The following is a 24,866-nucleotide window of genomic DNA, read 5'->3' as shown; positions in this document are numbered from 1 at the left end:
ACGTCGCATGATCACGGTTGCCTCCTCCCTGCTGGTCAGAACTCGTAGGTGGCGGGCGCGGGCGCCTCGCTGTCGGTGGAATGCGAGAGCGCCTCGGCCTGCGCCGCCACGGTGACGAGGTCGAACAACTGGCCCACCCGCAGGGCGCCGGGCCACTGTCCGTCGAGACGCCGCTGCAGTTCCACGACGCGGTGGGAGTTGCCGCCGACGTCGAAGAATCCGTCTTCGGGACCGAAGTCGTCGTGCCCCAGCACGGCCGCCCAGTGTTCGGCCACCGACCGTTGCAGTGTCGTCCAGCGTGGCCGCACCGCCGGCTCCGCCTCGGACACGAGTGCGCGCAGCGCGTTCTCGTCCACCTCGCCGCCCGCCGTTCGCGGGACGGCCCCGAGTGCGACGAAACGGGTGGGCACGGAGCGGGCGTCGAGCCGTCCGGCGCTGAACTCCCGCAGGTCCTCCGCCATCGGCAGCACGGCCGCCGCGGCCGCAGGCACCCAGAAGGCGGTGACACCGGTTGCGGTCGTGAGGACCACGGCCTCACGGACCGCCGGGTGACTCTCGACGACGTCCGCGACCGACCGTGCCGGGGATCCGGCGGCGTCGACCGTCAGCAGTCGTCCGGACCGGTTCCACCGGGCGAGCGCGCCCGTGCGGACCATCCGGGAGCCCGGGGATCCGAACGGGTTCGCCACGAACGTGGTGGCCGCCGCGCGCGCCGACGTGTGGGACTCCCGCGTGTCGGCGACATACACCTCGCCGCTCACCTCCTCGGGGGTGAGCTGCAGCCGGGGATCGAGCACGAACGTCCCGGCCGCGGTACTCCATTCACGGATGCGGGTGTGCTCGTCCGGGGTCAGCAGGTCGACGTCGCCGACGGGGAAACTCGGATCCGCGACGAACGCGGCGAGGATCCGGGTGAACCTTCCGGCGAGGGCCTGCACGGTCGCCTCGTCGAAGAGGTCGGTCGTATAGGTGAATCCGGCCGTCAACCCTTCCGGTGTTCCGCAGTCGTCGTACCGCTCCCGCACCGTCAGGTGCAGGTCGAAGAGGGAGACCTCGACGTCGGGTTCGAGGACCTGGGCTTCGAGGTGCGGGAGCGTGAGATCGGGGTGCTCGGTGTTCCGGAACTCGAGCAACACCTGGAACAGGGGTGAATGAGACTGGGAGCGAGGCGGGTTCAGCGCCTCCACCACCCGCTCGAACGGCACGTCGGCGTGGGCGTAGGCCGCGAGATCGGTCTCGCGGACCCGTGCGAGCAGAGTGTCGAACGTCCCCGACACGTGGGTCCGCAGCACGAGCGTGTTGACGAACATGCCCACCACGTCGTCGAGGACGGCCTCGCCACGGCCGGCGACCGGTGACCCGATCACCACGTCGCCGGAACCACCCGAGCGGGACAGCAACACGGCGAGGGCCGTGTGCACGATCATGAACACGGTGCACCGCCGGGTCCGCGCCAAGGCCACCGCCTCGCGGTGCAGGTCGGCGCCGATCGTGAATGTCACCCGGTCGCCGGCGGCCGATCGGCGGGGCGGGCGGTCACGGTCGGTGGGCAAGTCGGTCACGGCGGGCGCATCGGCGAGCGCCGACCGCCAGTAGTCGAGTTGCCGGGAGAGCAGGGAGTGTGGGTCGTCCTGCGAGCCGAGGAGTTCCCGCTGCCACACGGTGTAGTCGGGGTACTGCACCGGCAGCGGCTCCCATCCCGGCGCGCAGCCCTCGGACCGCGCGGTGTAGGCCGTCAGCACGTCGCGGGCGAGCGGGACCATCGAGAACCCGTCGGCCGCGATGTGGTGCACCACGACGACGAGGACGTGCTCCCGGTCGCCGAGTGTGAACAGCCGTGCCCGCATCGGCACTTCGGCGGCGACGTCGAATCCTGCGGACACGAGTTCCGAGATCTGTCCGGGTACCGGATCTTCGGACGTCGACACGGTGAGTTGCGCGATGTGCCCCGCGCCGACGATCACCTGGGTGGGTCCGGTGTCGCCGTACGGGTACCGGGTGCGGAGCGATTCGTGCCGCTCCACGACGTCGGCGAGGGCGGCGGTCAGCGCGTCGACGTCGAGGTCGCCCGACAGCCGGACGATCATCGCGACGTTGTACGCGGGCGAGGACGGGTCGAACTGATTGAGAAGCCACATCCGGTGCTGCGCCCACGACAGCGGCACCGGGTCGGGGCGCCGGGGCACCGCCACCGCGGGCCGGACCTCGCCGCCCGCGGTCTCCCGGGCGATCCGCGCCGCGAGCGCCCGCACGGTCGGGGCCTCGAACACGTCCCGCACACCGACGTCCGCACCGAGCGCGGAGTTGATGCGCGCAACCACCTGTGTTGCGGTCAGCGAGTTGCCCCCGGACGCGAAGAAGTCGTCGTCGGCTCCGACGACGCCGGTCCCGAGGACCTCGGCGAACACGTCGGCCACCGCGGACTCGAACGGGGTGCCGGGCGCACGGAAGATGCGAGGGGCGAATTCGGGTTCCGGCAGCGCGTGCCGGTCGACCTTGCCGTTGGCGCCGAGCGGAAGCCGGTCGAGGACGGTCACCGAGGCGGGCACCATGAACGGGGCGAGCACCGATCCGGCGAACTGCAGCACCTCCGTGGTGTCGAGATCCGCGCCGTCCTCGGCCGTGACGTACCCGGCGAGGACCGCCTCGGCGGCGGGTGTGCGGCGCACCACGACCACCGCCTGCGCGACACCGGGGCAGCGGGTGAGCGCCGCTTCCACCTCCCCCGGCTCGACCCGCTGGCCGCGCAGCTTGACCTGGAAGTCGTTGCGGCCCAGATATTCCAGCCGCCCGTCCTTCGTCCACCGCATCAGATCCCCGGTGCGGTACATGCGCGAGCCCGGATGGTCGAACGGGTTCGCGACGAACGCGGCGGCGGTCGCTCCGGCCCGCCGGTGGTAGCCGCGTGCCAGACCGTCCCCCAGCACGTACAGCTCACCCACCACACCGACGGGCACCGGCCGCAACCACTCGTCGAGGACGAGTTCGCGGACGCCACGCATCGGGTGGCCGATCCGCACGGGGTCGCCCGGGGTCATCGGGTCGCCGATGTTCGACATCACCGTCGTCTCCGTCGGGCCGTAGCCGACGAGCAGGGTGCGCCCGGCCGCCCAGCGGGCCAGCAACTCCGGCGGGCAGCGCTCCCCGCCGACGACCAGGGCGCGCAGCAAACGCAGACCGCGCGGGTCGATCGTGGCCAGGACCGCCGGGGTCGCGAATGCGTGGGTGATCCGTTCTGCCGCCAGCAGTTCCGTCAGCGCGGCGCCGCCGTACACGTGCGGCGCCGCGATCACCAGTCGCGCGCCCGCGCCGAACGCCATCAGGTATTCGAGCATCGTCGCGTCGAACCCGGGCGACGCGAGATTCAGCACACGCGACGCGTTCGTCGTCGCATACCGCGTGCGCTGATCGATCGTGAAGTTCTGCAACCCCGCATGGGGGATCACGACGCCCTTCGGCGCGCCCGTCGACCCGGACGTGTACATCAGATACGCCGGGTGGTCCGGTCGCAGCGGCACGACCCGGTCCTCGTCGGTGATCGACCGGGACTCCCATCTCCGCGTCGGACCCGGGTAGTCGAGGAGTAGCCATTCCACGCCGTCCGGCATCCGGTCGCGCTGTTCGGCGACGGTGAGTCCCACCACGGCCCCGCAGTCGGCGAGGATGTCGGTGATCCTCGCGGACGGCAGGCTCGGATCCACCGGCACGAACGACGCACCCGATTTCGCCACCGCCCACACCGCCACCACCAGTTCCACGGATCGGACGAGCCCGATCGCCACGTGGTCCTCCGGCCCGATTCCGCGGCGGATCAGCACCCACGCGAGACGGTTCGACCAGTCGTCGAGTTCGCGGTACGACATCACCGCGTTGCCGTACGACAGCGCGACGGCGTGCGGGTCCCGGGCGGCCGCGGCGGCGAGGATCTCCGGCAGCAGCCGGGTGGTGCCGGTGGGCCGCCCGCGCACGGGCACCAGCGCCTCGCGTTCGCCTGCGGACAGCAGACCGAACCGGGCCAGCGGAACGTCCGGGTCCGCGACCACCGTGTCGAGGAGCCGCACGTACCGTTCGGCGAACTTCCGGACGGTCGCGGCGTCGAAGATGTCGGTGGCATAGGTGAATCCGGCGCTGATCCCGGCGGGCGCCCCGTTCTCCCCGAACCGTTCGGCCAGCGTCAGCTGCAGGTCGAACGTGGAGACGGAGACACCGAGGTCGATCTCGTCCACGTCCAGTTCCGGCAGGCTCGGGGTGGGCCGCTCGACGTCCTGGAATTCGAACAGCACCTGGAACAGCGGGGCGTGGGCGGTGGTGCGTGGGAGCGCGAGCGCCTCGACGACCCGCTCGAACGGCACCTCCGCGTGCGCGAACGCCTCCAGATCGCGGTCCCGCACGGCGGCGAGCACCGCGGCGAACGAGTCGGCGCCGCGGACCGGGGTGCGCAGCGCCAGGGTGTTGACGAACATCCCGACCACGTCGTCGAGGACGGCCTCTCCGCGCCCCGCCACCGCCGATCCGATCATCACGTCGGCGGTGCTCCCCAGGCGGGACACCAGGACCGCGAACGCCGCGTGGGTCACCATGAACACCGTCGCATCGTGTTCCCGCGCCAGGGCGACCACCTTCCGGTGCAGGCGGTCCCCGATGTCGAACGCCTCCCGCGCGCCGGCGAGCGTCCGGTGCTCGGGGCGTGGGCGATCCATCGGCAGGTCCGTCACGATCGGCGCGTCGGCGAGCGCGGCACGCCAGTACCCGAGCTGACGGGACATCAGCGAGTCCGGATCGTCCTCCGCTCCGAGCAGGGTCCGCTGCCAGACGCTGTAGTCGGAGTACTGCACCGGGAGCGGCACCCAGTCCGGCGCGTGCCCCCGCGCCCGCGCGGTGTACGCGGACGTCACGTCCCGGGCGAGCGGTCCCAGCGACAACGCGTCCGCCGCGATGTGGTGGACCACCAGGGCCAGGGCGTGATCACGCGGACCGAGCTCGAACAGGTGCGCCCGCAACGGAACCTGCGCGGTGACCTCGAAGCCCGCGGACAGTGCCGCGGCGAGCCGGTCCCGGAGTTCGCTCTCCCCCGACACCGGGACCGCGCGGAGGCGGCGCACCGCGTCCGCCGCCGGAATCACCGACTGCACGGGCGTGTCGCCGCGCATCGGGAAGATCGTCCGCAGCGCCTCGTGCCGGTCCACGACGTCCGTCAGCGCCGCGTGCAGTGCATCGACGTCGAGGGGGCCGCGCAACCGGAAGGCCGCCGCGATGTTGTAGGCGGGCGACGTCGTGTCGAACTGGTCGAGGAACCACATCCGCGTCTGCGCCAGCGACACCGGCGCCGCCGCGGACCGGTCGGTGGCCACCAGCGGCGGCCTGCTCGCCGAGTCCGCCCGCGCCACACGGGCGGCGAGCGTCCGCACCGTCCGCGCCTCGAAGACGTCGCGCACTCCCACGGCCGCACCGAGCACAGCCTGAATCCGCGCCACGACCTTCGCCGCGACAAGCGAGTTGCCGCCGAGCGCGAAGAAGTCGTCGTCGACGCCGACCGCGGGCACGCCGAGCAGCGCGGCGAACACGACCGCGATCGCCTCCTCGGCGGGGGTGCCCGCTGCCACGAAGTCGGCGCCGGAGTCGTTGGCGGGCGCCGGAAGTGCCGCCCGGTCCAGTTTCCCGTTCACGGTGAGCGGCACGCGCTCGAGGACCGTCACCGACGCCGGGACCATGTACGAGGGCAGCGCGGTTGCCGCGAACTCCAGCACGGCCCCCGGGTCGACGACCGCACCCGCCTCGGGCACCACGTACGCGGCGGGCGCCGGTCCGGTCACCGGATCCTCGTGCAGCGTCACCACGGCCTGCGCGACACCGTCGCACCGGCCCAGCACCCACTCCACTTCGCCGAGTTCCACCCGGAAGCCGCGGATCTCGACCTGCAGGTCGTCGCGTCCGAGGTAGTCGAGGCTTCCGTCCCGCCGCCACCGCACCACGTCCCCGGTCCGGTACATCCGGTCCCCCGACGCGTCCGCGACGAAGCGGGACGCGGTGAGCCCGGCGCGGCCGAGGTAGCCGCGTGCCACCTGTGGTCCCGCCACGTACAGTTCGCCGGCCACACCGACCGGCACCGGATGCAGCCGCGCGTCCAGCACCGACACCCGAAGCCCGGGAATCGCCCGTCCGATCCCGCTCGTCCACGCGGCGGCGGCGAGCGCGCGGCCGAGCGGGAGGTGGGTGACGTGCACCGTCGTCTCGGTGATGCCGTACATGTTCACGAGCACGGGCGCGTCCTCGCCGCGGCGGGAGTACCAGCGTTCCAGCTGCCCGAAGTCGAGCGCCTCGCCGCCGAGCACGACGTAGCGCAGCGACGTCGGGCCTGCGGCGGCGTCGGCCTCGGTGGCCTCGATCAGCTGGGAGAACGCGGTCGGGGTCTGGCTCAGCACCGTCACCCGCTCGCGGCGCAGCAGCGCGAGGAACGCGGGGGGTGTCCGGGCGGTGTCGAGGTCGACGACGACGAGGGTGCCGCCGTGCAGCAGCGCGCCCCACAACTCCCACACCGAGAAGTCGAATGCCGGGGAGTGGAACATCGTCCACACGTCGGCGTCGTCGAACCGGAACAGGTCCCGGGTGCCGGTGAAGAGGGAGACCACGTTGCGGTGCGACACCGCAACGCCTTTCGGCCGCCCCGTCGATCCCGACGTGTAGACGACGTAGGCCAGCGAGTCCGGATCGGCCGGTGCCCGTTCCGTATCGGTCAGCGGGTCCGCGGAGCGGCCGTCGATTTCGGGGTCCGCCGAATCGAGAAGCAGGACCGGAACATCCGAGACGGGCAGCGTGGCCGCGGTGTCCCGGGTCGCGAGCACGCACACCGGACGGGCGTCGGCGACGACGAGGGCCGAACGCTCACCGGGGTGATCCGCGTCGACGGGCACGTACGCGGCCCCGGCCTTGACGACCGCCACGAGTGCGACGACGAGCGCTGCCGTCCGCGGCAGTGCGACGGCGACCATCGACTCCGGGCCCACCCGCAGCGAGAGGAGGTGCCGGGCAAGGCGGTTCGACCGGGCGTCGAGGTCGCCGTACGTGATGCGCTCACCACCCGACACGACGGCGGTGGCGCCGGGGTTCCGTGCGGCCCGGTCGGCGAACAGCGCGCCGAGCGTGGTTTCGCCGGCGGCGTCCGTCTGCCGGATCGACCATTCCCGTACGAGGGCCTGTTCGGCCGGATCGGCGAGGTCGATGTCGCCGACCGCGACGGACGGATCCGCGACACCCGTCGCGGCGGTGCACACGAACCGCCGAGCGAGCCCGTCCACGGTGGCGGCGTCGAACAGGTCCGTCGCGTAGGCGAAGCGGGCCGTCGTGTCCGACACCGTCACCCGCAGATCGAGGTCGCCGAGTTCCCCACCGGAGTCCGAGAATTCGAGCAGCACCTGGAAGAGCGGTGCGTGGGACGCGGACCGCGGCGGGTCGAGTGCCAGGGCGACGGCCTCCACTGGCACGCTACGGTGGGCGAACGCCTGCGCGGCGGCGTCCCGGACCGTGTCGACGACGTCGCCGAACCGGTCGGCGCCGCGCACCCGGGTCCGCGACACCACCACGTCGGCATCCGTCCGCGTGCCGAGGACGACGTCGCCGGTACGGGCCGATCGTGCCAGCACCAGTGCCAGGGCCGCGTGCGCGACGGTGGCGGCGTCCGTGCGGTGCGCCTCGGCGAGCGCTGTCAGCCCGCGCCGCAGTTCCGGGTCCAATTCGACGTCGACGGCGGCGCTGCGCCGGGACGGCCGTGCGGGGCGCGGACGATCGGTGGGCAGATCCAGCAGCGGGGGCGCGCCCGCCAGGGTGCGCGTCCAGAAGTCGAGCCGGGCCGTCTCCTCGTGGACGGTGCCGACGGGGGCGTCCGGGTCTGCCGCGAGGAAGTCGCCGAGCAGGTCCACGAACCGCCGGTGATGGGCACCGACCTCGCCGGCGTCGTAGCGGTGGGGGTTGGCCAGGAAGTGGACGACGGTCCGGACCGGGGAGCCGCTCTGGTACACGTTGACGAGCAGGTCCTCGACCGGTCCGGACGTGACGATGTGGTATTCGCCGACGAGCGGCCCGAGGGCGAGTTCCTGATGGAAGAGCATCACGTTGACCATCGGTCCCGACAGCGACTCCGCGGCAGCGGCGCCCGCGTCGCGCCGGATGTCGCCGAGCCCGAAACGCTGGTGCCGCAGCGCACCCATCAGGTCCAGTTGCACCCGCTCGACCAGTTGTCCCACGGTGTCCTCGGGGCGGATCCGCACGGGAAGCGGCACGACACCCGCGACCATCCCGCCGGACCGTCGCAGGATTGCGGTGGTGCGCGCCGACACCGGGATCTTCACGAGCACGTCCCGGCGGCCCGTCATCCTCGACAGGTAGCAGGCGAACGCGGCGATGATCGCGGCGGTTCCGTGGGTGCCTGCGCCGCCCAGCGCTCGCTCCGCGGCGTCCGGGAGAGGCCCCGCGGCGTCGGTGCTCGTGGCGACCGCGGGCCCGGTCCGCCGCGCCAGGGTCGATCCGGGTCCGAGACCGCTGATCCGATCGGCCCAGTACTGCCGGTCCGCCGCGAAGCGACTCGACGACCGGTACTGCTGGTCGGCGTCGTACAGATGCCGGGGGTCCGCGGCCTCGCCCGGTGCCGGTTCCCGGCCGAGCACCTGCGCGGAGTACCGGGCCGCGATGCGGTTGAGCATCGTCATCGCACCGTAGCCGTCCAGGGCGACGTGGTGAATCTTGCTGTACCACAAGTAGTGTTCGTCACCGACCCGGAGGATCGACGATTCGACGAGCCGGTCGCGGGTCGGATCGAGCGGGGTCTCGCAGTCGGCGCGCATCCACCGGCGGGCGGCGTCCACCGGTTCGGGGTCGTCGCGGAAGTCGACGAACCCGATCGAGCGGTCCGCGGCGGGGTCGACCATCTGGAACGGCTGACCGTCCCTGTCCATCAACCGGAGAAACGGTGATCCGAATTCGTCCGCGGTCGCGACGGTGGCCGCGCGCAGGACGTCGACGTCCAGGTCGCCGTGCACCTCGACGTACTGGGCGATGCACAGCGGCACGTCGGGGGCCAGTTGCTGCGCCAGCCACGCCTCGTATTGCGCGGAGGACAGCGGGAACGGTGTCTCGGCGTTGCCGGCGGTCCCGGGACGGTGCTCAGGCAACGCCACCACCTCCGCCGGGGAGCAGCCGGCGCAACGCCGCCTCGTCCACCTTGCTGCTCGGGGCGAGCGGAAGCGCGCCGAGCGCGAGGAAACGGTCGGGCACGGCCTGCGCGACGAGGCGTTCGGCGCAGTGCGCGATCAGGTCGCGGGGTGTGGGCAGCACGGTCGCCGTGGCCGCGGGCACCCAGAACGCGGTCAGTGTGGTCTCCCCGTGTTCGTCGGCGGTCGCGAGGACCACGGCCTGGTGGATCGCGGGATGACTTTCCAGCGCGGCCTCCACCGCGTGCCTCTCGACGCGGGCGCCCCGCACCTTCACCTGCCCGTCGAACCGGCCGCAGAATTCGATGTCGCCGTGCGGGTCGACGCGCGCGAGGTCGCCCGTGTGATACATCCGGGCGCCCGGCCGCTCCGCGAAGGGGTCGGCGACGAACCTGGCCGCGGTGGCGCCCGGGCGGGACGCGTAGCCCTCGGAAATCTGGGGACCGCCGATGTACAGGTCGCCGACCGCCCCGTACGGCACCTCGACCAGTTTCGCGTCGAGGACGTACGCCGTGCTCGCGCCCAGCGGTCTGCCGATCGGCGCGATCGAGGCGGGGACGTCGCGCACCGGATGGGCGAGACAGCTGACGGTGGTCTCGGTCGGACCGTACTCGTTGCTCAGCGGAACACCCGGCAGCACCGCCCGGTGCTGGGCGACGAGCACCCCCGGAAGGGCTTCTCCCGCAAGCGTCACCAACCGCAGGCGCTCGCGCAGCGGGGCGAGGTGCGGCAGCAGCAGCCGGTAGAACGACGGAGTCGCCACCAGGTGGGTGGCCCGCCACGTCCGGGCGAGCGCGGCGACCGCCTCGGCGTCCATCAGTTCGTGCGCGGCAGGGAGCACGCTGGTGCCGCCGGCGCACAGCGCCCAGAGGGTCTTCAGCAGGGAGCCGTCCCACGTGAGGCGGAACGCGGAGAACGTGACCAGGTCGTCCTCGTCGTAGTCGTAGTTGCGGCCGTCGACCATGCTCGCGAGGTTGGCGCGGCTCGCGACGACGGCCTTGGGGATGCCGGTGGAACCGGACGTCGTGATCACGTACGCCGGGGTGGCCGCGGGCACGTCCGCGGGAAGTTCGACCGCCGGTTCGGCTTCGGGCGCGGGGCTCGCGTCCCGGTCATGGAGTGCCGGAACACGTCCGCCCGCACTACGGGCCAGTGCCCGAATCGTCTCCGGCGACGTCTTGGGATCCGCGGACCCGAAGACGATGGCGCCGCAGTCGACGTCGCCGAGGAGTGCGCGGAGCTGCCCCACCGGATGTCCGGGCTCGATCACGCACCACGCCGCGCCCAGCCGCAGAGCGGCGACCATCCCGACGACCGTCTCGACGCTCTGACGCTGGTGGATCAGCACCACCTGGCCCGGTCGTACGCCGAGGGCCGCGAGCCTGCGCGCCAATGCCTCGCTCGCCGCGTCGAGTTCGCGGTACGTCAGCGCACGGTCGCCCACCACGACCGCGATCCGGCCGGGAACCCGCCTGCACTGGCGGAGGATCCCGGACGTCACTCCGCCGCTCGAGACCACGTCCGTCATGGCGTTACGTCTCCCGAGACGACCGTGACGTGATCGGCGTTCGGTGCCGCCGCACTGCGGACGTCGTTGCACAGCAGCAGCATCCGCTCGGGGTTCGGGTCGACGACGTCGAAGCCCGCGAATCGCAGCGTCACCAGCATGACGCGGTTGACGTCGGTCGGCACGAACTCGGCGAGCGCCCGCCTGCCGTGGGCGCGGGCCCGCTCCACGACGTGCCGGATCAGCGCCGTCCCGACGCCACGCGACATCACCCGGCACGACATCAGCAGCAGTTGCAGGACGGAATCGTCGCCGCGGATCTCCGAGACCGCGAGACCGATCGTGCCGTACCCGCCGAACCGGTCGGCGAGCGACGCGACGAGCACCTCGTGATCGTCGGAGGCGCAGGGCCCGCGCAGTTCGTCGATCCCGAAAGTGCGTCCCGTCGTGTTGAGTTGATGAGACCGCACGGTCAGTTCGTGCGCGCGTTCGAGGTCGTCCTCGTTCGCCCTGCGGACCGTCATGACCAGGTCCAGCGAGCCCAGGAACTCGGTGTTCGACCCGTGGAACTCCTGTTCGCTCACCTGCCGGATCCGTTCGGCGCGGTACAGCGCCCTCCGCTGCCTCGCCTCCGCGGTGACGGCGGGCGGGGTCAACTCGGGAAGGTCGGGGAACGACGCGATCTGCTCGGCGGGATAACACCGCACCGGGGGCAGCGCCTCGGACACCTCGGCGCGCTCGACGGGATCGTTGTCGACGAAGGCAATGGTGTCGAGACCCAGGTTCAGGGTCTCCGCGATGCGGCGCACGGCCTCCGACTTCGGGCCCCACCCGACGTCGATGGCGCAGAACAGTTCCTCGATGCCGTGCATCCGCAGGTGCGCGGCGGCGGGTTCGAATTCGCCGCGGCTCGCCACGGCGTGCAGGATTCCGCGCCGATCGAGCACGTCCAGGGCGCGGAGGGCGTCCGCGGTCGGCACCGGGGCGTCCTGTTCGAGGACGACGCCGTCCCAGATGGTGTCATCGAGATCCCAGACCATGCACTTGACCGTCGGCGCCATCGCGATCACGCCCCGCGCCCGGGCCGGTCCGGCAGGCGCCGGAGCAGCGCACTGCTCCACGCCGCGACCGGACTGCTGTTCATGATCACGCAGTAGTCGCCGGGCGCCTGCGCGGACGCCACGCGCTCGAGATTCGCCACCACGTCGACGGAGCCGAGATGGCCGTACCGGGCCAAGTTGTCGCGGCAGACGGGATCGATCGCGACGTCGAGTGCCTCCTGCCAGAACGCGAACGCACCGAGCGACAGGTTCTGCATGAGGAACACGCCGATCCCGTCCTGCTGCACCCCGTTCCGGGCCAGCAGCTCCGCGTTGATCTCCGTGAACCGCTTCCTGCTCTCGACCGCCAGGCGAAACGAGTACGTGGGTTCGTCGGCGCATTCCTCGACCCAGTCGGCTTCGCGGACGTCGCGGTAGTCGATGTGGAACAGGTCGGCGTATTTTCCGTCACTGCGGATCATCTGGTCGACGAGTTCGTACCGTCCCGTCCCCGACGTCGTCAGCAGGACCGCGGCGGCGCCGTCGCCGAGGAGCGTCATCGGCGGCCGGTACCGCGACCGGGTGGGTGTCTTCGCCGCCGCGACGACGAGCACGTTCTGGCAGCGGGGGTCGCCGCGGAGCATCGCCGACGCGAGCGTGAACGCCGCCGAGACGGACACGCACCCGAGGTCCCCCACCCCGGTCGTGAACGCCTGGGTCGCGCCGAGTCGGTGCTGCAGCCGCGTCGCCTCGGACGCGAGCAGATACTGCGGAACCCGGCCCTGCACGAGCAGCAGCGCGTCGAGCTGGGTGGCGTCGAGGCCGGACGTGCGGAGCGCCTCCTCCGCCGCGGCCTGCGCCAGATCCACCTCGGCGAGACCGATTCCGATCCGCACCGTGTCGATGCCCAGTGCCAGCGCGTGCTCGCGCTGCGCGATCGGCAGTTCGTCGAGTTCCGGCAGTCCCGCCACGGTCACCTCGTCGTCGGGGAACCACAGCGCGACGGACTCGATCGTGACCGGCGGGTCTGCCGTCATCGCACACCTCCCCCGAGCACGTAGTCACCGATCTGGAGTTCGGCGACCTCGGTCGAGCCCTCGATGATCTGCATGACCTTCGCGTCACGGAAGAAGCGGCCCACCCTGCTGCCGGGGGCACACCCGGCGGCACCGAGCACCTGGACCGCCTGCTGGCTCACCGATGCGGCGACGCGGGCGGCGGCGTACTTCGCGGCGATCGTCGTGAACAGCGCGCTCGGCTCACGCGCATCGCGTTGTTCGGCGGCCCGTTCGCACAGCGCGCGGGCGCCGGCCGCGTCGACCCAGCTGCGCCCGAGGATCGCACGGACCGAGTCGTGCTCGGACAACACGGCACTGCCCTGCACCCGGGTGGAGGCGTGTGCGACGGCGTCGGCGAGGCACCCGCGCGCCATCCCGGCGCACCCCCACGCCACGGTGTACCGGCCGTGGTCGAGGGCCGTTCCGACCACGTGGGACAGCCCGAATCCCGGCGGTGCGATCAGGTGGTCGGCGGGGACGACGACGCCGTCCAGCGCGATGTGCGCGATCCGGGCGCCGCGCATGCCCAGCTGACCGTGGAGCGGTTCGACGGTCACCCCCGGCGCGTCCGTCTCGACCAGTGCGGTGGTCAGCCCGGCCTGCGACCGGCCGAGGACGAGCAGGACGTCCGCCACCTCGCCGAACGTGACCCACAGTTTCCGCCCCGTGATGCGGTGGTCCGTGCCGTGCTCCTCGAAACTGGTAGCCACAGAGGAGAGGTCGCTGCCCGCCCCGGTTTCGGTGGCGGCGAATCCGGCAAGGAGCTCACCCGTCGTCAGGGCGGGCAACCACCTCGCCCGCTGTTCGGCGGTGCCCCACCGATCGACCGCGGCGTTCACCATCCCCTGCACGGTCAGCAGCGACCGCAACGACGTGCAGACCGCCCCCAGTCTTTCTGCGACCGAGCCGAGTTCGGCGGCGTTCAGGCCCAGCCCCCGGCACTCCGTCGTCCGGTCCAGCCCGAGGACACCCGCCTTCGCGGCGGCCTCGATGACCTCGACCGGCAGCCCGGTCTCGTCCCAGTTGCCGGCGTCGATCTCGGCGGAGGCGACAAGTGTGTCGATTCCGATCACGGCGACGCCCCGTCCGTCGCACGAAGCTGCTCGCCCCGCTTCCTCCGTATGAACCCCGCAACCCGGGCCGCAGTGCGGAAGTTGTCGAGGTCGAGATCCTCCACCTCGACCACGACGTCGTGGGAGCCTTCGATGTACGTGACGATCTCCAGTGCCCGCAACGAACTCACCAGTCCCAGGGTGAAGTAGTCGTCGTCGGGACCGAGTTCCGTCGACGTGATCGAGCTCAGGTACTGCCGTAGCTGCTCGACCAGCTCGTCATGGGACTCGGGCACAGGTGCATTTGCTGTGTCCATGGGCCTGGGATTCCCAATTGGACCAGCGTTCAATCATCGCGCTCTCAGGCGGCGAGCAACCTCGGCAGTCCCCACTCGGCCGCGAGCAGTTCGTAGGAGCGCAACCGGTCGGTGTGATCGTGGGTGACGCTGGTGATCACCAGTTCGTCGGCGTCGGTGAGCCTTCGCAGACTGTCGAGTTTGTCCGCGACGGTGGCCGGTGCCCCCACGAACTGGGTGATCAGCCGGTCCTCGACGAGCGCGCGTTCCGTGTCGCCCAGCGGTGCGGTGTGCGCGGGGTCGGGGTACGGGATCGCGCCGTGCCCACTACGGATGCTGTGCGTCCAGTGCCCGAACGTCGACGCCAGTTCCTGCGCGGTCGCGTCGTCCTCCGCCACGACCGTGTCGGCGGAGACGACGACGTACGGCTTCGGCAGACTCGGCGACGGGCGGAACGCGGCGCGGTAGGCCTCGACCGCTTCGAGGGTCGTCGACGGGCTCACGTGATAGTTCGCGCCGAACGGCAGCCCCAGCCGGCCTGCCAGTTCGGCGCTCGGCCCCGCGCTGCTCCCGAACACCCACACCTCGACGTCCGCGCCCTCACCGGGACTCGCGTGCAGTTCGATCCCGTCCGGGGTGCGGTACGTGCCGCCGAGCAGTGCCAGGATGTCGTCGACCTGCTGGTCGAATGCGGGCGACAGCGCGCCGGGCTGCTGCAGCACCGACTGCGCCGCCGCGAGCCGCGGGGACAGCAGGAGCCCGGACGGGTCGAACGGCGCCGGGATCACCACGCCGTCGCGGATCTCGGTCTCCCTGCGGGGCGGGGCCGGCTGGTTGTTGCGTTCGGCAACCGCTTTCAACGCCTCGGCCCGCCGCTGGCCCGACCGTCCGAGCCCGAGGTCCAGGCGACCCGGGTACAGCGCGTCGACTGTGCCGAACGCCTCGACGACGGCGGCCGCGGTGGTGTGCCCCAGCTGCACGGCGGCGGCACCGATCCGGAGCGTGCTGGTCGCCGCGGCCAGGATCCCGACGAGCACGGCCGGCGAGGAACTGGCGACACCGACGAAGTGGTGCTCGGCCACCCAGTACCGCTTGTATCCCCACGCCTCGGCGTGCTGGGCGAGGTCGACGGTGTTCCGCAGCGCCGTGCGGGCGGTGGCGCCCTCGCTGACGGGCGACAGATCGAGAACGGACAACGGAGTGGTCATGAGGGCACTTTCTGGAGAGAGCGGGGATTGACGGCACGATGGCTGGGCGGGGCACCGAGTCCGAGGTGCTGCCGCAGCGTGGCGGTGGTGTAGTCGGTGCGCAGAACACCACGGTCCTGCAGCAACGGCACCACCGTGTCGACGAACGGGTCGAGTCCGTCCGGGGTGGGAAGGGAGGGCAGGACGAACCCGTCCGCGGCGTCCTCGCGGACCCACCGGACGATCCGGTCCGCGACGGATGCGGGGGTGCCTGCGAACGTCGCGGTGAACAGGACCTTCACCGCACCGGCGGGCCTGCCTGCGTCGACCGTCCGGCGCGCGACGTGGGTGTAGGCGGCGCGAGCGGACTCGAACGTGCCCAGCGGAGCGATGATCACGTCGCCGTGCCGGGCGGCGAGATCCCGGGCTTCCGGGCCGTCGCCGGACACGATCACCACCGGTTGCGCCTGCGGGCTGCGGGGGACGGTGAAGCGTCCGCCGATGTCGAAGTGCCTGCCCCGGTGATAGAACGCGCCTGCGGTGGGATCCGACACGAACCGCCCCGCGCCGCGGTCGAGAGTCACGACGCCCTCGGCCCAGGAATCCCACAGGGTGCGGGCGGTGCCGACGAACTCGGCGGCCCGCCCGCCGGCAGGGGCCACGGTGTTCCACGCCGCCCGGCCGCCGGACAGGTGATCGAGCGAGGCGAACCGGCGGGCCACGTCGAACGGTTCGGCGGAGGTCGTGTCCAGCGTCGCCGCGAGCCCCACCGCGTCCGTGAATCCGGCCAGCGCATTCGCCGCGGTGACGCCGTCGGCGAGGAAGAAGTCGAACCGTCCCCGCTCCGCGGTGCGGGCGGCGTCCGCGAGGACGGCGAAATCCGTCCGGCCCGCGGGCGCCGCCGCCCCGAGCACGACCTGCTTGTCGGTCATGCCTACCGCGGGTTCTTCTCGCCGGCCTCGACCGCGAGCGTCAGCCGGTTCTCGGCGGGCGCGACCGGGCAGGTGGCGTAGTCGGTGAACGCGCACGGCAGGTTGGACGCCCGGTTGAAGTCGAGGATCACCCGGCCGTCCGCGGCGGGGGCGTCGACGGCCAGCGACCGTGCCGCGGGGTACGTGCTGACCCCGCTGGTGGCATCGGTGAACAGCACCTGCAGCCCACCGTCCTTGCCTGCGAACGCGACGAGTTCGTGTGCGGCGCCGTCGTGCTCGAAGGCGAGCGACCCCAGCGCCGTGTGGTGGTGCTCGAGCCCTTCGACGACGGCACCCGTCGTCACGACGCGGGACTGCGGGAACGGGGTGAACGTTGCCGGCACCGCCCACTGCCGTGCCGGCAGGAACGCCGGGATGCCGGTGAACGCGGCGAGGGTGGCGGCCTCGGGGTCGTGGATCCGCAGGGCGACGTCGCCGGTCCGGCGGATCACCTCGACGGTGCGATTGCCGTGGCGTACGAGCAGACCGGGGGCGCCCTCCTGCGGTGCGAGCGTCGCCGTGCCGTCGACCGTCTCGCCGTCGATCTCGAGACCGGCGTCGGCCGGGGCCGTGACGATCAGGCCGTCCGCGTCGGCCCGCCACTTGCCGGGCAGGTCGGGGAACGTGGTGTCGGTCTCGACGAGCCAGTGCAGCGCCGTGAGGCTCAGCCAGCCCAGCGGTTCGCGGAAGTAGTCCTCGCGCGCCGAATGCCAGTCCTGCCAGCCCTGCTCGAATGTCGCGTCTTCGGTGACTGCGGTCATGATGCCCGAACTCCTTCTGTCTGATGATGCGGATGGCGCAGTCCGAGATGGCTGCGCAGGGTCGTCCCCGAGTACTCGGAGCGGAAACTGCCGCGGTTCTGCAACTCCGGGACCACCTTCTCGACGAACTCGTCCAGCCCGGCCGGAGTGAGGTGCGGTACCAGGATGAAGCCGTCGCACGCGTCGGCCTGCACGTAGCGGTCGATCTCCTCGGCCACCTCGGTGGGGGTTCCGACGAACTGCTGGCGGGTGGTGACGGCGATGATCAGTTCCCGGATGCTGAGTTTCTCGGCTTCCGCCTTCGCCCGCCACTGGCCCGCGATCTCGCGCGGGTCCTTCGCGTGGCGGACCCGGCCGCGGGTGATGGTCGAGTCTTCCGCCGGCTCGACGTCCGGCAGCGGTCCGTCCGGGTCGTACCCGGAAAGATCACGCCCCCAGACCTGTTCGAGGAACGCGATCGCGGTCTGCGGTCCCACCTGCTGATGCCGGATGTGGTCGGCGCGTTCGGCCGCGTCCCCCGCGGAGTCGCCCAGTACGAACGTCGCTGCGGGCAGCACCTTGAGGTCGTCGTGGCCGCGCCCGTACTTCGCGAGCCTGCCCTTGACGTCCGAGTAGAACTTCCGGCCGTCCTCGAGTGATCCGTGGATGGTGAAGATCGCGTCGGCCTGGGCGGCGCCGAATTCACGGCCCTCGTCGGAATCGCCGGCCTGCAGCAACACCGGGTGCCCCTGTGGGCTCCGGGGAACGGTGAAGCGTCCCCGGATGTCGAACTGTGCGCCGGAGTGCGTGACCTCGCGGATCGACTGGTCCGGGGCGAACACTCCCCGGGCACGGTCGATCTGCAGTGCGTCCCGATCCCAGCTGTCCCAGAACTTTCGGGCGCCCTGGATCACTTCGCCGGCGCGGACGTAGCGGTCGGCCTTGTCGAGATATCCTCCGCGCCGGAAGTTCTCCCCCGTGAACGCGTCCGAGGACGTCACCATGTTCCAGGCGGCCCGGCCACCGGACAGATGGTCGAGTGAAGCGAATTGCCGTGCCAGCTCGTACGGTTCGTTGAACGTCGTGTTGATCGTCCCGGCCAGGCCCAGATGGGTCGTCGCGCCGGCGAGTGCGCCGAGCACCGTCAACGTGTCGGGGCGGCCCACCACGTCGAGGTCGTGGATCCGGCCCCGGTGCTCGCGCAGGCGCAGGCCCTCGGCGAGGAAGAAGAAGTCGAACAGGCCGCGTTCAGCGGTCTCCGCGAGGTGCACGAACGAGTCGAAGTCGATCTGACTCTTCGATTCGGGGTCGCTCCACACGGTGGTGTTGTTGACGCCGGGAAAGTGTGCGGCGAGGTGAATCTGCTTGCGCTGGTTGCTCATGCTGTCAGTCCTTTCCGGCGAAGCGGTTGGCGGGACGGGTGAAGCCGAGTCGTTCCCGGAGCAGTCCGCCGCCCGGGGCCGGGTCGTTCGAGCGCAGCAGGGGCAGGACGCTGCCGGTGATGGCATCCAGGCCGGACGGCAGCGCCAGCGGCCGCAGGGTGACGCCGTCGACGTCCCCGGTGGCCGCCACGTCCGTGATCAGCCGGGCCAGTCCCGGCGCGTCGCCGCGGTAGAGAACCGACGCCGGCTCGTACCGGGCGCCGGACCAGTTCTCGAGTTGCGCGAGGTCACGCTCGGCGGCATCGGCGGTCTCGGCGATCACCACCTCGACGTCGAGCAGGATCCGCAGCGTCGCGGGGACGCGACCGGCCTCGGCCGCAGCACGTCGCACCCGGACCGCGACGTCGCGCGCCGCGTCGACGGTGGGCGCGGCGATGCGGATCACGTCGGCGCGGGCGGCGGCGACCCGGGTGGAGTGCTCGTCCCGCGCACCGATCACGATCAGCGACTGCCCCTGCGGCGACCGCGGCGTGATCGAGGGACCCTTGACGGAGAAGTGGTCTCCCTCGAAATCGATGTAGTGCAGCTTGTCCCGGTCGATGAAACGGCCGGTGGCCACGTCGCGGATCTCGGCGTCGTCCTCCCAGCTGTCCCACAGCAGGCCGACCACCTCGATCGCGTCGGCCGCCTCCGCCCACAGATTCTCGGCGTCCTGCGCGTCCTTGCGCCCGAACAGATCCGCCTGGACCTGACCGGAGGACACGTCGACCTGCCACCCGGCCCGGCCGCCCGACGCGTGGTCGAGGCTGGCGATCGCCTTGGACACGTGGAACGGTTCGGTGTGCGTGACGGTCACCGTGGGGACGAGGCCGATGCGCTCGGTGGACGCGACGGCCCGGGCGGTGATCGCCACGGCGTCCAGTTGCCCACGCTGATCGGCATGTCCGGTCGTGGCGATCGCGAAGGAATCGCCGACGAACGCGAGGTCCACGCCGGCCGAGTCGGCCTGCCCGATCAGGCCGGTCCAGTAGGCGGCGGTGAAGAGGTCCTCGGCGCGCGAGTCCTGGCGACGCCAGGACTGCGGATGAATCCCCGTGCCGTACAGATCGACGGCGACGAGGGGACGGTGTGGCTCAGGCATGAATCGATTCCTCCAGCTGTGCGGAACGTGGGCGCCCGACGGACCGTCCCGGGATGGCGTCGAGCAGCTGCCGGGTGTAGTCGTGGCGCGGGTTGTCGAATATGTCGGCCGCGGTGCCCGATTCGACGATGCGGCCGGACCGCATCACCGCGACCGTGTCGCTGATCTGCCGGACCACGGCGAGGTCGTGCGAGATGAAGAGGTAGCTGAGCCCGAGGTCGCGTTGCAGGCTCTCGAGCAGTCCGAGGATCTGCGCCTGCACCGAGACGTCCAGGGCCGACACCGGTTCGTCCAGCACCACGAGTTCGGGGCGCAGAGCGAGCGCGCGGGCGATGGCGACCCGTTGACGTTGCCCGCCGGACAGCTCGGCCGGCCGGCGTTCGAGGTAGGTGCGCGGCAACGCGACCTGTTCGAGCAGTTCGGCCACCCGCGCGGCCCGCTCCGCCCTGGTTCCGACATCGAACGCACCGAGCGGTTCCGCGACGATGTCCGCGATCGCCAGTTTCGGATCGAGGGAGGCGTACGGGTTCTGGTACACGATCTGCACCCGCCGGCGCAGTGCCCGCAGCGCGCCGCCGCGCAGACCGGTGATGTCCCGGCCGTCGAATTCGACGCGGCCCGCGGTGGGCGACTCCAGCCGGATCGCGATCCGGGCCACCGTGGACTTGCCCGACCCGGACTCCCCCACCAGCGACAGCGTGCGCCCGCGGGGGACCTCGAACGATACGTCCCGGACGGCGTCGATGGACGTGCGCCGGTCGACCCGGAACGTCCTGGACACGCCGGAGACGCGCAGCAGGACGTCGGGGCCGGCTCCGCCCGCCTCCTCGCCGCGGGTGCGGTCCTGTCCCACCGACAGGCTCGGCGCCGCGGCCAGCAGGGTGCGGGTGTACTCGTGCTGTGGGTTCGCGAGGATCTGACGGGTCGGGCCGGCTTCCACCACCTCGCCCTGGCTCATCACCACGATCCGGTCCGCCCGGTCGGCCGCGACACCCAGATCGTGCGTGATCAGCAGGACCGCGGTGCCGGATTCGGCGATCCGCGCGTCGAGATGATCGAGGATCCGGCGCTGCACGGTGACGTCGAGGGCGCTGGTCGGTTCGTCCGCGATCACGAGTTCGGGGCTGCACGCCAGCGCGATCCCGATCAGGACACGCTGCCGTTGCCCGCCGGACAGGTCCTGCGGGTACTGCCGCGCCCGCACCTCGGGCTCGTCGATCCCGGCCTCGGCCAGAATGCGCACCGCCTCGATGCCTGCCGTCCGCCGGTCGGCGAGACCGTGGATCCGGAGCACCTCCGCCACCTGGGCGCCGACCCGCAGGACCGGGTTGAGCGACGTTGTCGGGTCCTGCGGAACGAGGCCGATCCGGGCGCCGCGGACGCGTTCGAGTGCGCGTTCCGACTTGGTGTCGAGACGCTCACCGTCGAACGTGACGGTGCCGGCGACGGCCCGCCCGGATCCGCTGAGCAGTCCGAGAATGGCGTGCGCCGTGGTGGATTTTCCGGAGCCGGACTCGCCGACCACGGCCACCACCTCACCGCGCGCGACCGTGAGGTCGACGCCCTGCACGGCCACGATGGGTTCGCCGGCGCTCCCGTACGCCACCCGCAGTCCGGAGACCTGCAGCAGCGGAGTGTCGTTCGCGCTCATCGCACTTCTCTCTGTTCGAGTGCATGCCCGAGCCGGTGCGCCGACAGCACGACGGCCACGATCACCAGTCCGGGCAGGGTTGTCATCCACCACGCGGTGGCGAGGTAGTTCCGGCCCTCGGAGATCAGCGAGCCCCATTCCGGGGTGGGCGGCACCGCGCCGAACCCGAGGAAGCTCAGCGACGACACCGCGAGGACCGCCATGCCGAACTCGACGGCGGCGAGGGCGACGACCGGCGCGTACGAGTTCCGCAGCACGTGGCGGCGCAGCACCGTGTGCCAGCGGACACCCGACGCGAACGCGGCCTCGACGTACAGCGACCGCCGCACCCGCAGCACCTCCGACCGCATCACGCGGGCGAAGTTCGCGATCAGCGACACGCCCACCGCGATCGCGACGTTGACCGTGCCGAATCCCAGTGCGGTCACCAGTGCCAGCGAGAGCAGCAGCGCCGGGATCGACAGGAGGACGTCGACGACCCGCATCAGGACGGCGTCCAGAGCACCTCCGAGGGCGCCGGACAGCAGTCCGATCAGCGAACCGACGACCAGTGCGATGCCCACCGCCAGCAGTGTCGCGGTCAGCGACAATCCGGCGCCGTGCACCACCCGGGTGTACACGTCGCGTCCGATGTTGTCGGTGCCGAACCAGTGCGCGGCACTCGGCGCCTGCAGCTTCTGCGCGGGCACCCCGACCAGCGGGTCGCCGCTCGCGAACACCGACGGCGCCACCGCGAATCCGACCGCGACGAGGAGCACCGCCGCCGAGGCGACGAGCACGAGGTTGCGACGCCACCACGCCACCACGCGGCGTCCGCGGCCGTGCGGACGGGGCGCGATCGCGGGAGGCGCTTCGACCGGCGGAGGGCCGAAACCCTCGGCCTCCTCGATCAGTTCTCTGGTGAGGATGTCAGACATGAACCTTCTCCTCCACATTCGCGACGGTGTCGCTGCGCTCGGAACTCCGCCTGCCCTCGACGATCCTGGGGTCGATCAGTGGGTAGAGCAGATCCACGGCGAGATTGACGAGGACATAGACGAGCGAGCTCAACACCACGATGCCCTGGACCACCGGAATGTCCTGCGCCATAACGGAAGTCTGGGTGAGCCGCCCCACCCCGGCGCGGGAGAACACCGTCTCGACGACGACCGATCCCGCCAGCAGATTGCCGACGAGCACACCGGCGATGGTGAACGCGGGAATGCTCGACAGGCGCAGCGCGTGCCGGGTCTGGATCTGCCAGCGCGACGCCCCCTTCGCCCGCGCGGCCTCGATGAACGGCTGCCGCCACGTGGTCTGCAGACTCGCCGCGAGCACCTGGGCGATGACGGCCCCGGTCGGGAGCGCGAGCGTCACCGCCGGCAGCACCAGCGTCGCGACCCCCTGGTCGCCGAACGCGGGGAAGGCCTTCAGCCGGAACGAGAACAGTTGCAGCAGAATCAGGCCCACCCAGAACGTCGGCACCGCGACACCGAGCGGGGGCAGGGAGAACAGCAGGTTCCGCACCCAGTGGACCCGCGTGTAGGTGGCGAGGAACGCGACCCCCGCCCCGAACACGACGGCGAGGACCAGCGCCGCGGACGCCAGCGCGAGAGTGCTGGGCACCGCGTTGCCGATGGCCTCGGTCACCGACTGCCCGGTGGCGATCGAGTACCCGAAGTCACCGCGGACGGCGTGGCTCAGCGAGTTCCAGTACTGCACCCACACCGGCTGGTCGAGTCCGTACCGAGCCTGCAGTTCCGCGACGGCCGCCGCGTCGACCGTCGTCCCGGTGGACGCCGAGTCGACGGCGATGCTCACCGGGTCGGACGGCAGGAGGAACAGCACGGCGAACGACACGGTGAACGTCGCCCACAGGACGGCGATCGCCTGCAGCACGCGGAGTCCGAGGTAGCGAATCATGGCTCAGCGTCCGCTGATCCAGGTGTCGAAGAACTGGAGCCGGGCCGAGGCCTCAAACTTCAGGTCCTGCACGTTCGGGCCCGCGCCGATCGCCTGCGACAACTCCACCGTGGGGATCCACAGGCCGTTGTCGAGGACCTGCTGCTGGGCGTCGGCGACGAGCGCGCTCCGCGCGGCGGGATCGGTGGTGGCGAGCTGCTTCGCCAGCACGTCGTCGAGCGCGGGAATCGGGCCGCGGCTGTTCAGGTTGCGACCTTCGAGCCCGAACTGGGTGCGCAGGATGTCGCCGTCGGCACGGGTGCTGTTGTAGTAGGTGGCGTCGAAGTCCTTGGAATTCTGGCGGGCGGTGGCTTCCGGGGTCGACACGAGGTCGAGCTGCAGGTCCACTCCCACCGCTCTGAGCTGCTGCTGCACCAGTTCGAGGATGGCCTGGTTGCCGGCGAACACGGAGCTGAACAGAACGGGGAAGGCGAGCTTCTGACCACCCTTCTCGCGGATGCCGTCGGCGCCGGGCACCCAGCCCGCCTGATCCAGGATCGACTTCGCCTTCTCCGGGTCGTACGTCACGTCGGGCAGTGCCACGTAGCCCGGGGTGCGGCTGGCCAGGGTGCTGGTGGCCGGCTTGAAGTTGGGGCCGAGCACGGTGTCGACCAGTTCCTGCCGGTTGATCGCCGGCACCAGCGCGCTGCGCACGACGGGGTCGACGAGCGGTCCGCGGGTCACGTTGGGCTGGAAGCCGAACGGGGTTCCGGGATTCGAGGTGGTGAGCACCTGCCCGCCCGCACCTTCGATCTGCGGGGCGTCCTGCGGCAGCGCGTCGCTGATCGCGTCCAGCTGTCCCGAGGACAGGCTGCCCGTGCGGACACCGGATTCGGGGACGACGGTGAACTCGATGGTGTCGAGGTAGGCCTCGCCGTCGTGGGCGAACACGTCGGAACCCCAGTTGTATCCGGCGCGCTTGGCGAGGGTGACCGACTTGTCCTGCTGGTAGTCGGCGTACGTGAACGGCCCGGTGCCCGAGATGTTGCCGGTGCACCGCTCTTCGGCGGACTTCGCGACGGACGCGTCGGACAGGATGCCGAGCTGCGGGGTGGACGACGCCTGGAGGAACTGCGCGTTGGGTGCGGCGAAGTCGACCTGCGCGGTCTGCGGGTCGATCACGGTGGTGCCCGTGTACCCGGTGAGGTAGCTGGCACCCAGTGCGGCCTTGGCGCCGGTGAGGGTGTTCACGATGGCGTCGAGGTTCTTCTTCACCGACTCCGCGGTGAAAGGCGTTCCGTCACTGAACGTCACCCCCTCCTTCAGATGGAACGTGAAGGAGGACGCGTCGGCGTCGGTGTCCCAGCTCTCGGCCAGCCACGGCTTCAGTTCGCCCGTCTCCGGGTCCTGATCGGTGAGCGAGTCCACCACCTGCCGGGCCACGTAGATCGTCTGGTTGGTGCCCGACTGGGCGGGGTCGGCGCACGTGGGTGCCTGGGACAGGCCGTAGCGGAGGGTGCCGCCGGGCTGGGGCGGGCCCGCGTCCGCGGAGGAACTGCTGGAGCCGCCACCGCAGGCGGTGAGCGCCGTGGCCAGCACGGCGGCGGCGCCGATACCTGCCGCGATGCGGCCGCGGTGGGACGAGGACAAAGGCACTGATGGCACCGAGAACTCCGTGATCTCGAAGAAGTGCCGTGCGCGCTACCCGTCGAGTGGGCAGCGCTCACGCGCACAGAAAGGTGAGTGACACCGGATCC

General features: G+C 71.3%; 15 protein-coding genes. All 15 read right to left on the bottom strand.

Annotated features, from left to right (window positions below):
• Positions 1–35: 35 nt before the first annotated feature.
• From BLV94_RS35900 to BLV94_RS35830, 15 genes are read right to left on the bottom strand one after another with little or no spacing between them, the layout of a single operon-like run.
• On the bottom strand, positions 36–9,164 hold the full coding sequence (locus tag BLV94_RS35900; RefSeq protein ID WP_371851590.1) for an amino acid adenylation domain-containing protein: 9,129 nt from the start codon (positions 9,162–9,164) through the stop codon (positions 36–38).
• A complete protein-coding gene (locus tag BLV94_RS35895; protein ID WP_072947115.1) occupies positions 9,157–10,731 on the bottom strand; it encodes an amino acid adenylation domain-containing protein in 1,575 nt (524 codons plus the stop codon). Before BLV94_RS35895 ends, BLV94_RS35900 begins: the two co-directional genes overlap by 8 nt.
• Positions 10,728–11,780: an HAD-IIIC family phosphatase gene (locus tag BLV94_RS35890; RefSeq protein WP_072947161.1), complete on the bottom strand. Its 1,053-nt coding sequence runs from the start codon at positions 11,778–11,780 to the stop codon at positions 10,728–10,730. The genes BLV94_RS35895 and BLV94_RS35890 overlap by 4 nt, the downstream gene beginning before the upstream one ends.
• Complete coding sequence (locus BLV94_RS35885; protein ID WP_072947116.1) at positions 11,777–12,787, bottom strand: 3-oxoacyl-ACP synthase; 1,011 nt, start codon at positions 12,785–12,787, stop codon at positions 11,777–11,779. The genes BLV94_RS35890 and BLV94_RS35885 overlap by 4 nt, the downstream gene beginning before the upstream one ends.
• A complete protein-coding gene (locus BLV94_RS35880) occupies positions 12,784–13,881 on the bottom strand; it encodes an acyl-CoA dehydrogenase family protein (protein ID WP_072947117.1) in 1,098 nt (365 codons plus the stop codon). The genes BLV94_RS35885 and BLV94_RS35880 overlap by 4 nt, the downstream gene beginning before the upstream one ends.
• Positions 13,878–14,177, bottom strand: coding sequence for an acyl carrier protein (locus BLV94_RS35875; RefSeq protein ID WP_072947118.1), 300 nt, complete (start codon positions 14,175–14,177; stop codon positions 13,878–13,880). The genes BLV94_RS35880 and BLV94_RS35875 overlap by 4 nt, the downstream gene beginning before the upstream one ends.
• A 44-nt stretch (positions 14,178–14,221) precedes the next feature.
• Positions 14,222–15,364 (bottom strand): LLM class flavin-dependent oxidoreductase, encoded by a 1,143-nt coding sequence (locus BLV94_RS35870; RefSeq protein ID WP_072947119.1) that lies wholly within the window; start codon positions 15,362–15,364, stop codon positions 14,222–14,224.
• On the bottom strand, positions 15,361–16,275 hold the full coding sequence (locus BLV94_RS35865) for an LLM class flavin-dependent oxidoreductase (protein ID WP_072947120.1): 915 nt from the start codon (positions 16,273–16,275) through the stop codon (positions 15,361–15,363). Before BLV94_RS35865 ends, BLV94_RS35870 begins: the two co-directional genes overlap by 4 nt.
• Before the next feature lie 2 nt (positions 16,276–16,277).
• Positions 16,278–17,075: a DUF1684 domain-containing protein gene (locus BLV94_RS35860; RefSeq protein ID WP_072947121.1), complete on the bottom strand. Its 798-nt coding sequence runs from the start codon at positions 17,073–17,075 to the stop codon at positions 16,278–16,280.
• Positions 17,072–18,436 carry an NtaA/DmoA family FMN-dependent monooxygenase gene (locus BLV94_RS35855; protein ID WP_072947122.1) on the bottom strand — a complete coding sequence of 455 codons (1,365 nt, stop codon included), beginning with the start codon at positions 18,434–18,436 and terminating at the stop codon, positions 17,072–17,074. Before BLV94_RS35855 ends, BLV94_RS35860 begins: the two co-directional genes overlap by 4 nt.
• A gap of 4 nt (positions 18,437–18,440) precedes the next feature.
• Positions 18,441–19,577, bottom strand: a complete 1,137-nt coding sequence (locus BLV94_RS35850; protein WP_072947123.1) for an LLM class flavin-dependent oxidoreductase — start codon at positions 19,575–19,577, stop codon at positions 18,441–18,443.
• Positions 19,570–21,228, bottom strand: coding sequence for a dipeptide ABC transporter ATP-binding protein (locus BLV94_RS35845; RefSeq protein ID WP_072947124.1), 1,659 nt, complete (start codon positions 21,226–21,228; stop codon positions 19,570–19,572). The genes BLV94_RS35850 and BLV94_RS35845 overlap by 8 nt, the downstream gene beginning before the upstream one ends.
• Complete coding sequence (locus BLV94_RS35840; RefSeq protein ID WP_072947125.1) at positions 21,225–22,145, bottom strand: ABC transporter permease; 921 nt, start codon at positions 22,143–22,145, stop codon at positions 21,225–21,227. Before BLV94_RS35840 ends, BLV94_RS35845 begins: the two co-directional genes overlap by 4 nt.
• Positions 22,138–23,130 (bottom strand): ABC transporter permease, encoded by a 993-nt coding sequence (locus tag BLV94_RS35835; RefSeq protein WP_072947126.1) that lies wholly within the window; start codon positions 23,128–23,130, stop codon positions 22,138–22,140. The genes BLV94_RS35840 and BLV94_RS35835 overlap by 8 nt, the downstream gene beginning before the upstream one ends.
• 3 nt (positions 23,131–23,133) lie before the next feature.
• Positions 23,134–24,765: an ABC transporter substrate-binding protein gene (locus BLV94_RS35830; RefSeq protein WP_072947127.1), complete on the bottom strand. Its 1,632-nt coding sequence runs from the start codon at positions 24,763–24,765 to the stop codon at positions 23,134–23,136.
• Between the last annotated feature and the right edge of the window lie 101 nt (positions 24,766–24,866).

Source organism: Rhodococcus koreensis (genome assembly GCF_900105905.1).
Classification (GTDB): Bacteria; Actinomycetota; Actinomycetes; order Mycobacteriales; family Mycobacteriaceae; genus Rhodococcus_F; species Rhodococcus_F koreensis.
Note: the sequence above shows the minus strand (reverse complement) of the source record. Positions and strands in the feature narration are given on the sequence as shown.

Coding starts and splice junctions, on each gene's coding strand:
- BLV94_RS35870 (WP_072947119.1), bottom strand. CDS start 15,364: ATGACCACTCCGTTGTCCGTTCTCGATCTGTCGCCCGTCAGCGAGGGC.
- BLV94_RS35865 (WP_072947120.1), bottom strand. CDS start 16,275: ATGACCGACAAGCAGGTCGTGCTCGGGGCGGCGGCGCCCGCGGGCCGG.
- BLV94_RS35895 (WP_072947115.1), bottom strand. CDS start 10,731: ATGACGGACGTGGTCTCGAGCGGCGGAGTGACGTCCGGGATCCTCCGC.
- BLV94_RS35885 (WP_072947116.1), bottom strand. CDS start 12,787: ATGACGGCAGACCCGCCGGTCACGATCGAGTCCGTCGCGCTGTGGTTC.
- BLV94_RS35845 (WP_072947124.1), bottom strand. CDS start 21,228: ATGAGCGCGAACGACACTCCGCTGCTGCAGGTCTCCGGACTGCGGGTG.
- BLV94_RS35840 (WP_072947125.1), bottom strand. CDS start 22,145: ATGTCTGACATCCTCACCAGAGAACTGATCGAGGAGGCCGAGGGTTTC.
- BLV94_RS35875 (WP_072947118.1), bottom strand. CDS start 14,177: ATGGACACAGCAAATGCACCTGTGCCCGAGTCCCATGACGAGCTGGTC.
- BLV94_RS35855 (WP_072947122.1), bottom strand. CDS start 18,436: ATGAGCAACCAGCGCAAGCAGATTCACCTCGCCGCACACTTTCCCGGC.
- BLV94_RS35860 (WP_072947121.1), bottom strand. CDS start 17,075: ATGACCGCAGTCACCGAAGACGCGACATTCGAGCAGGGCTGGCAGGAC.
- BLV94_RS35850 (WP_072947123.1), bottom strand. CDS start 19,577: ATGCCTGAGCCACACCGTCCCCTCGTCGCCGTCGATCTGTACGGCACG.
- BLV94_RS35835 (WP_072947126.1), bottom strand. CDS start 23,130: ATGATTCGCTACCTCGGACTCCGCGTGCTGCAGGCGATCGCCGTCCTG.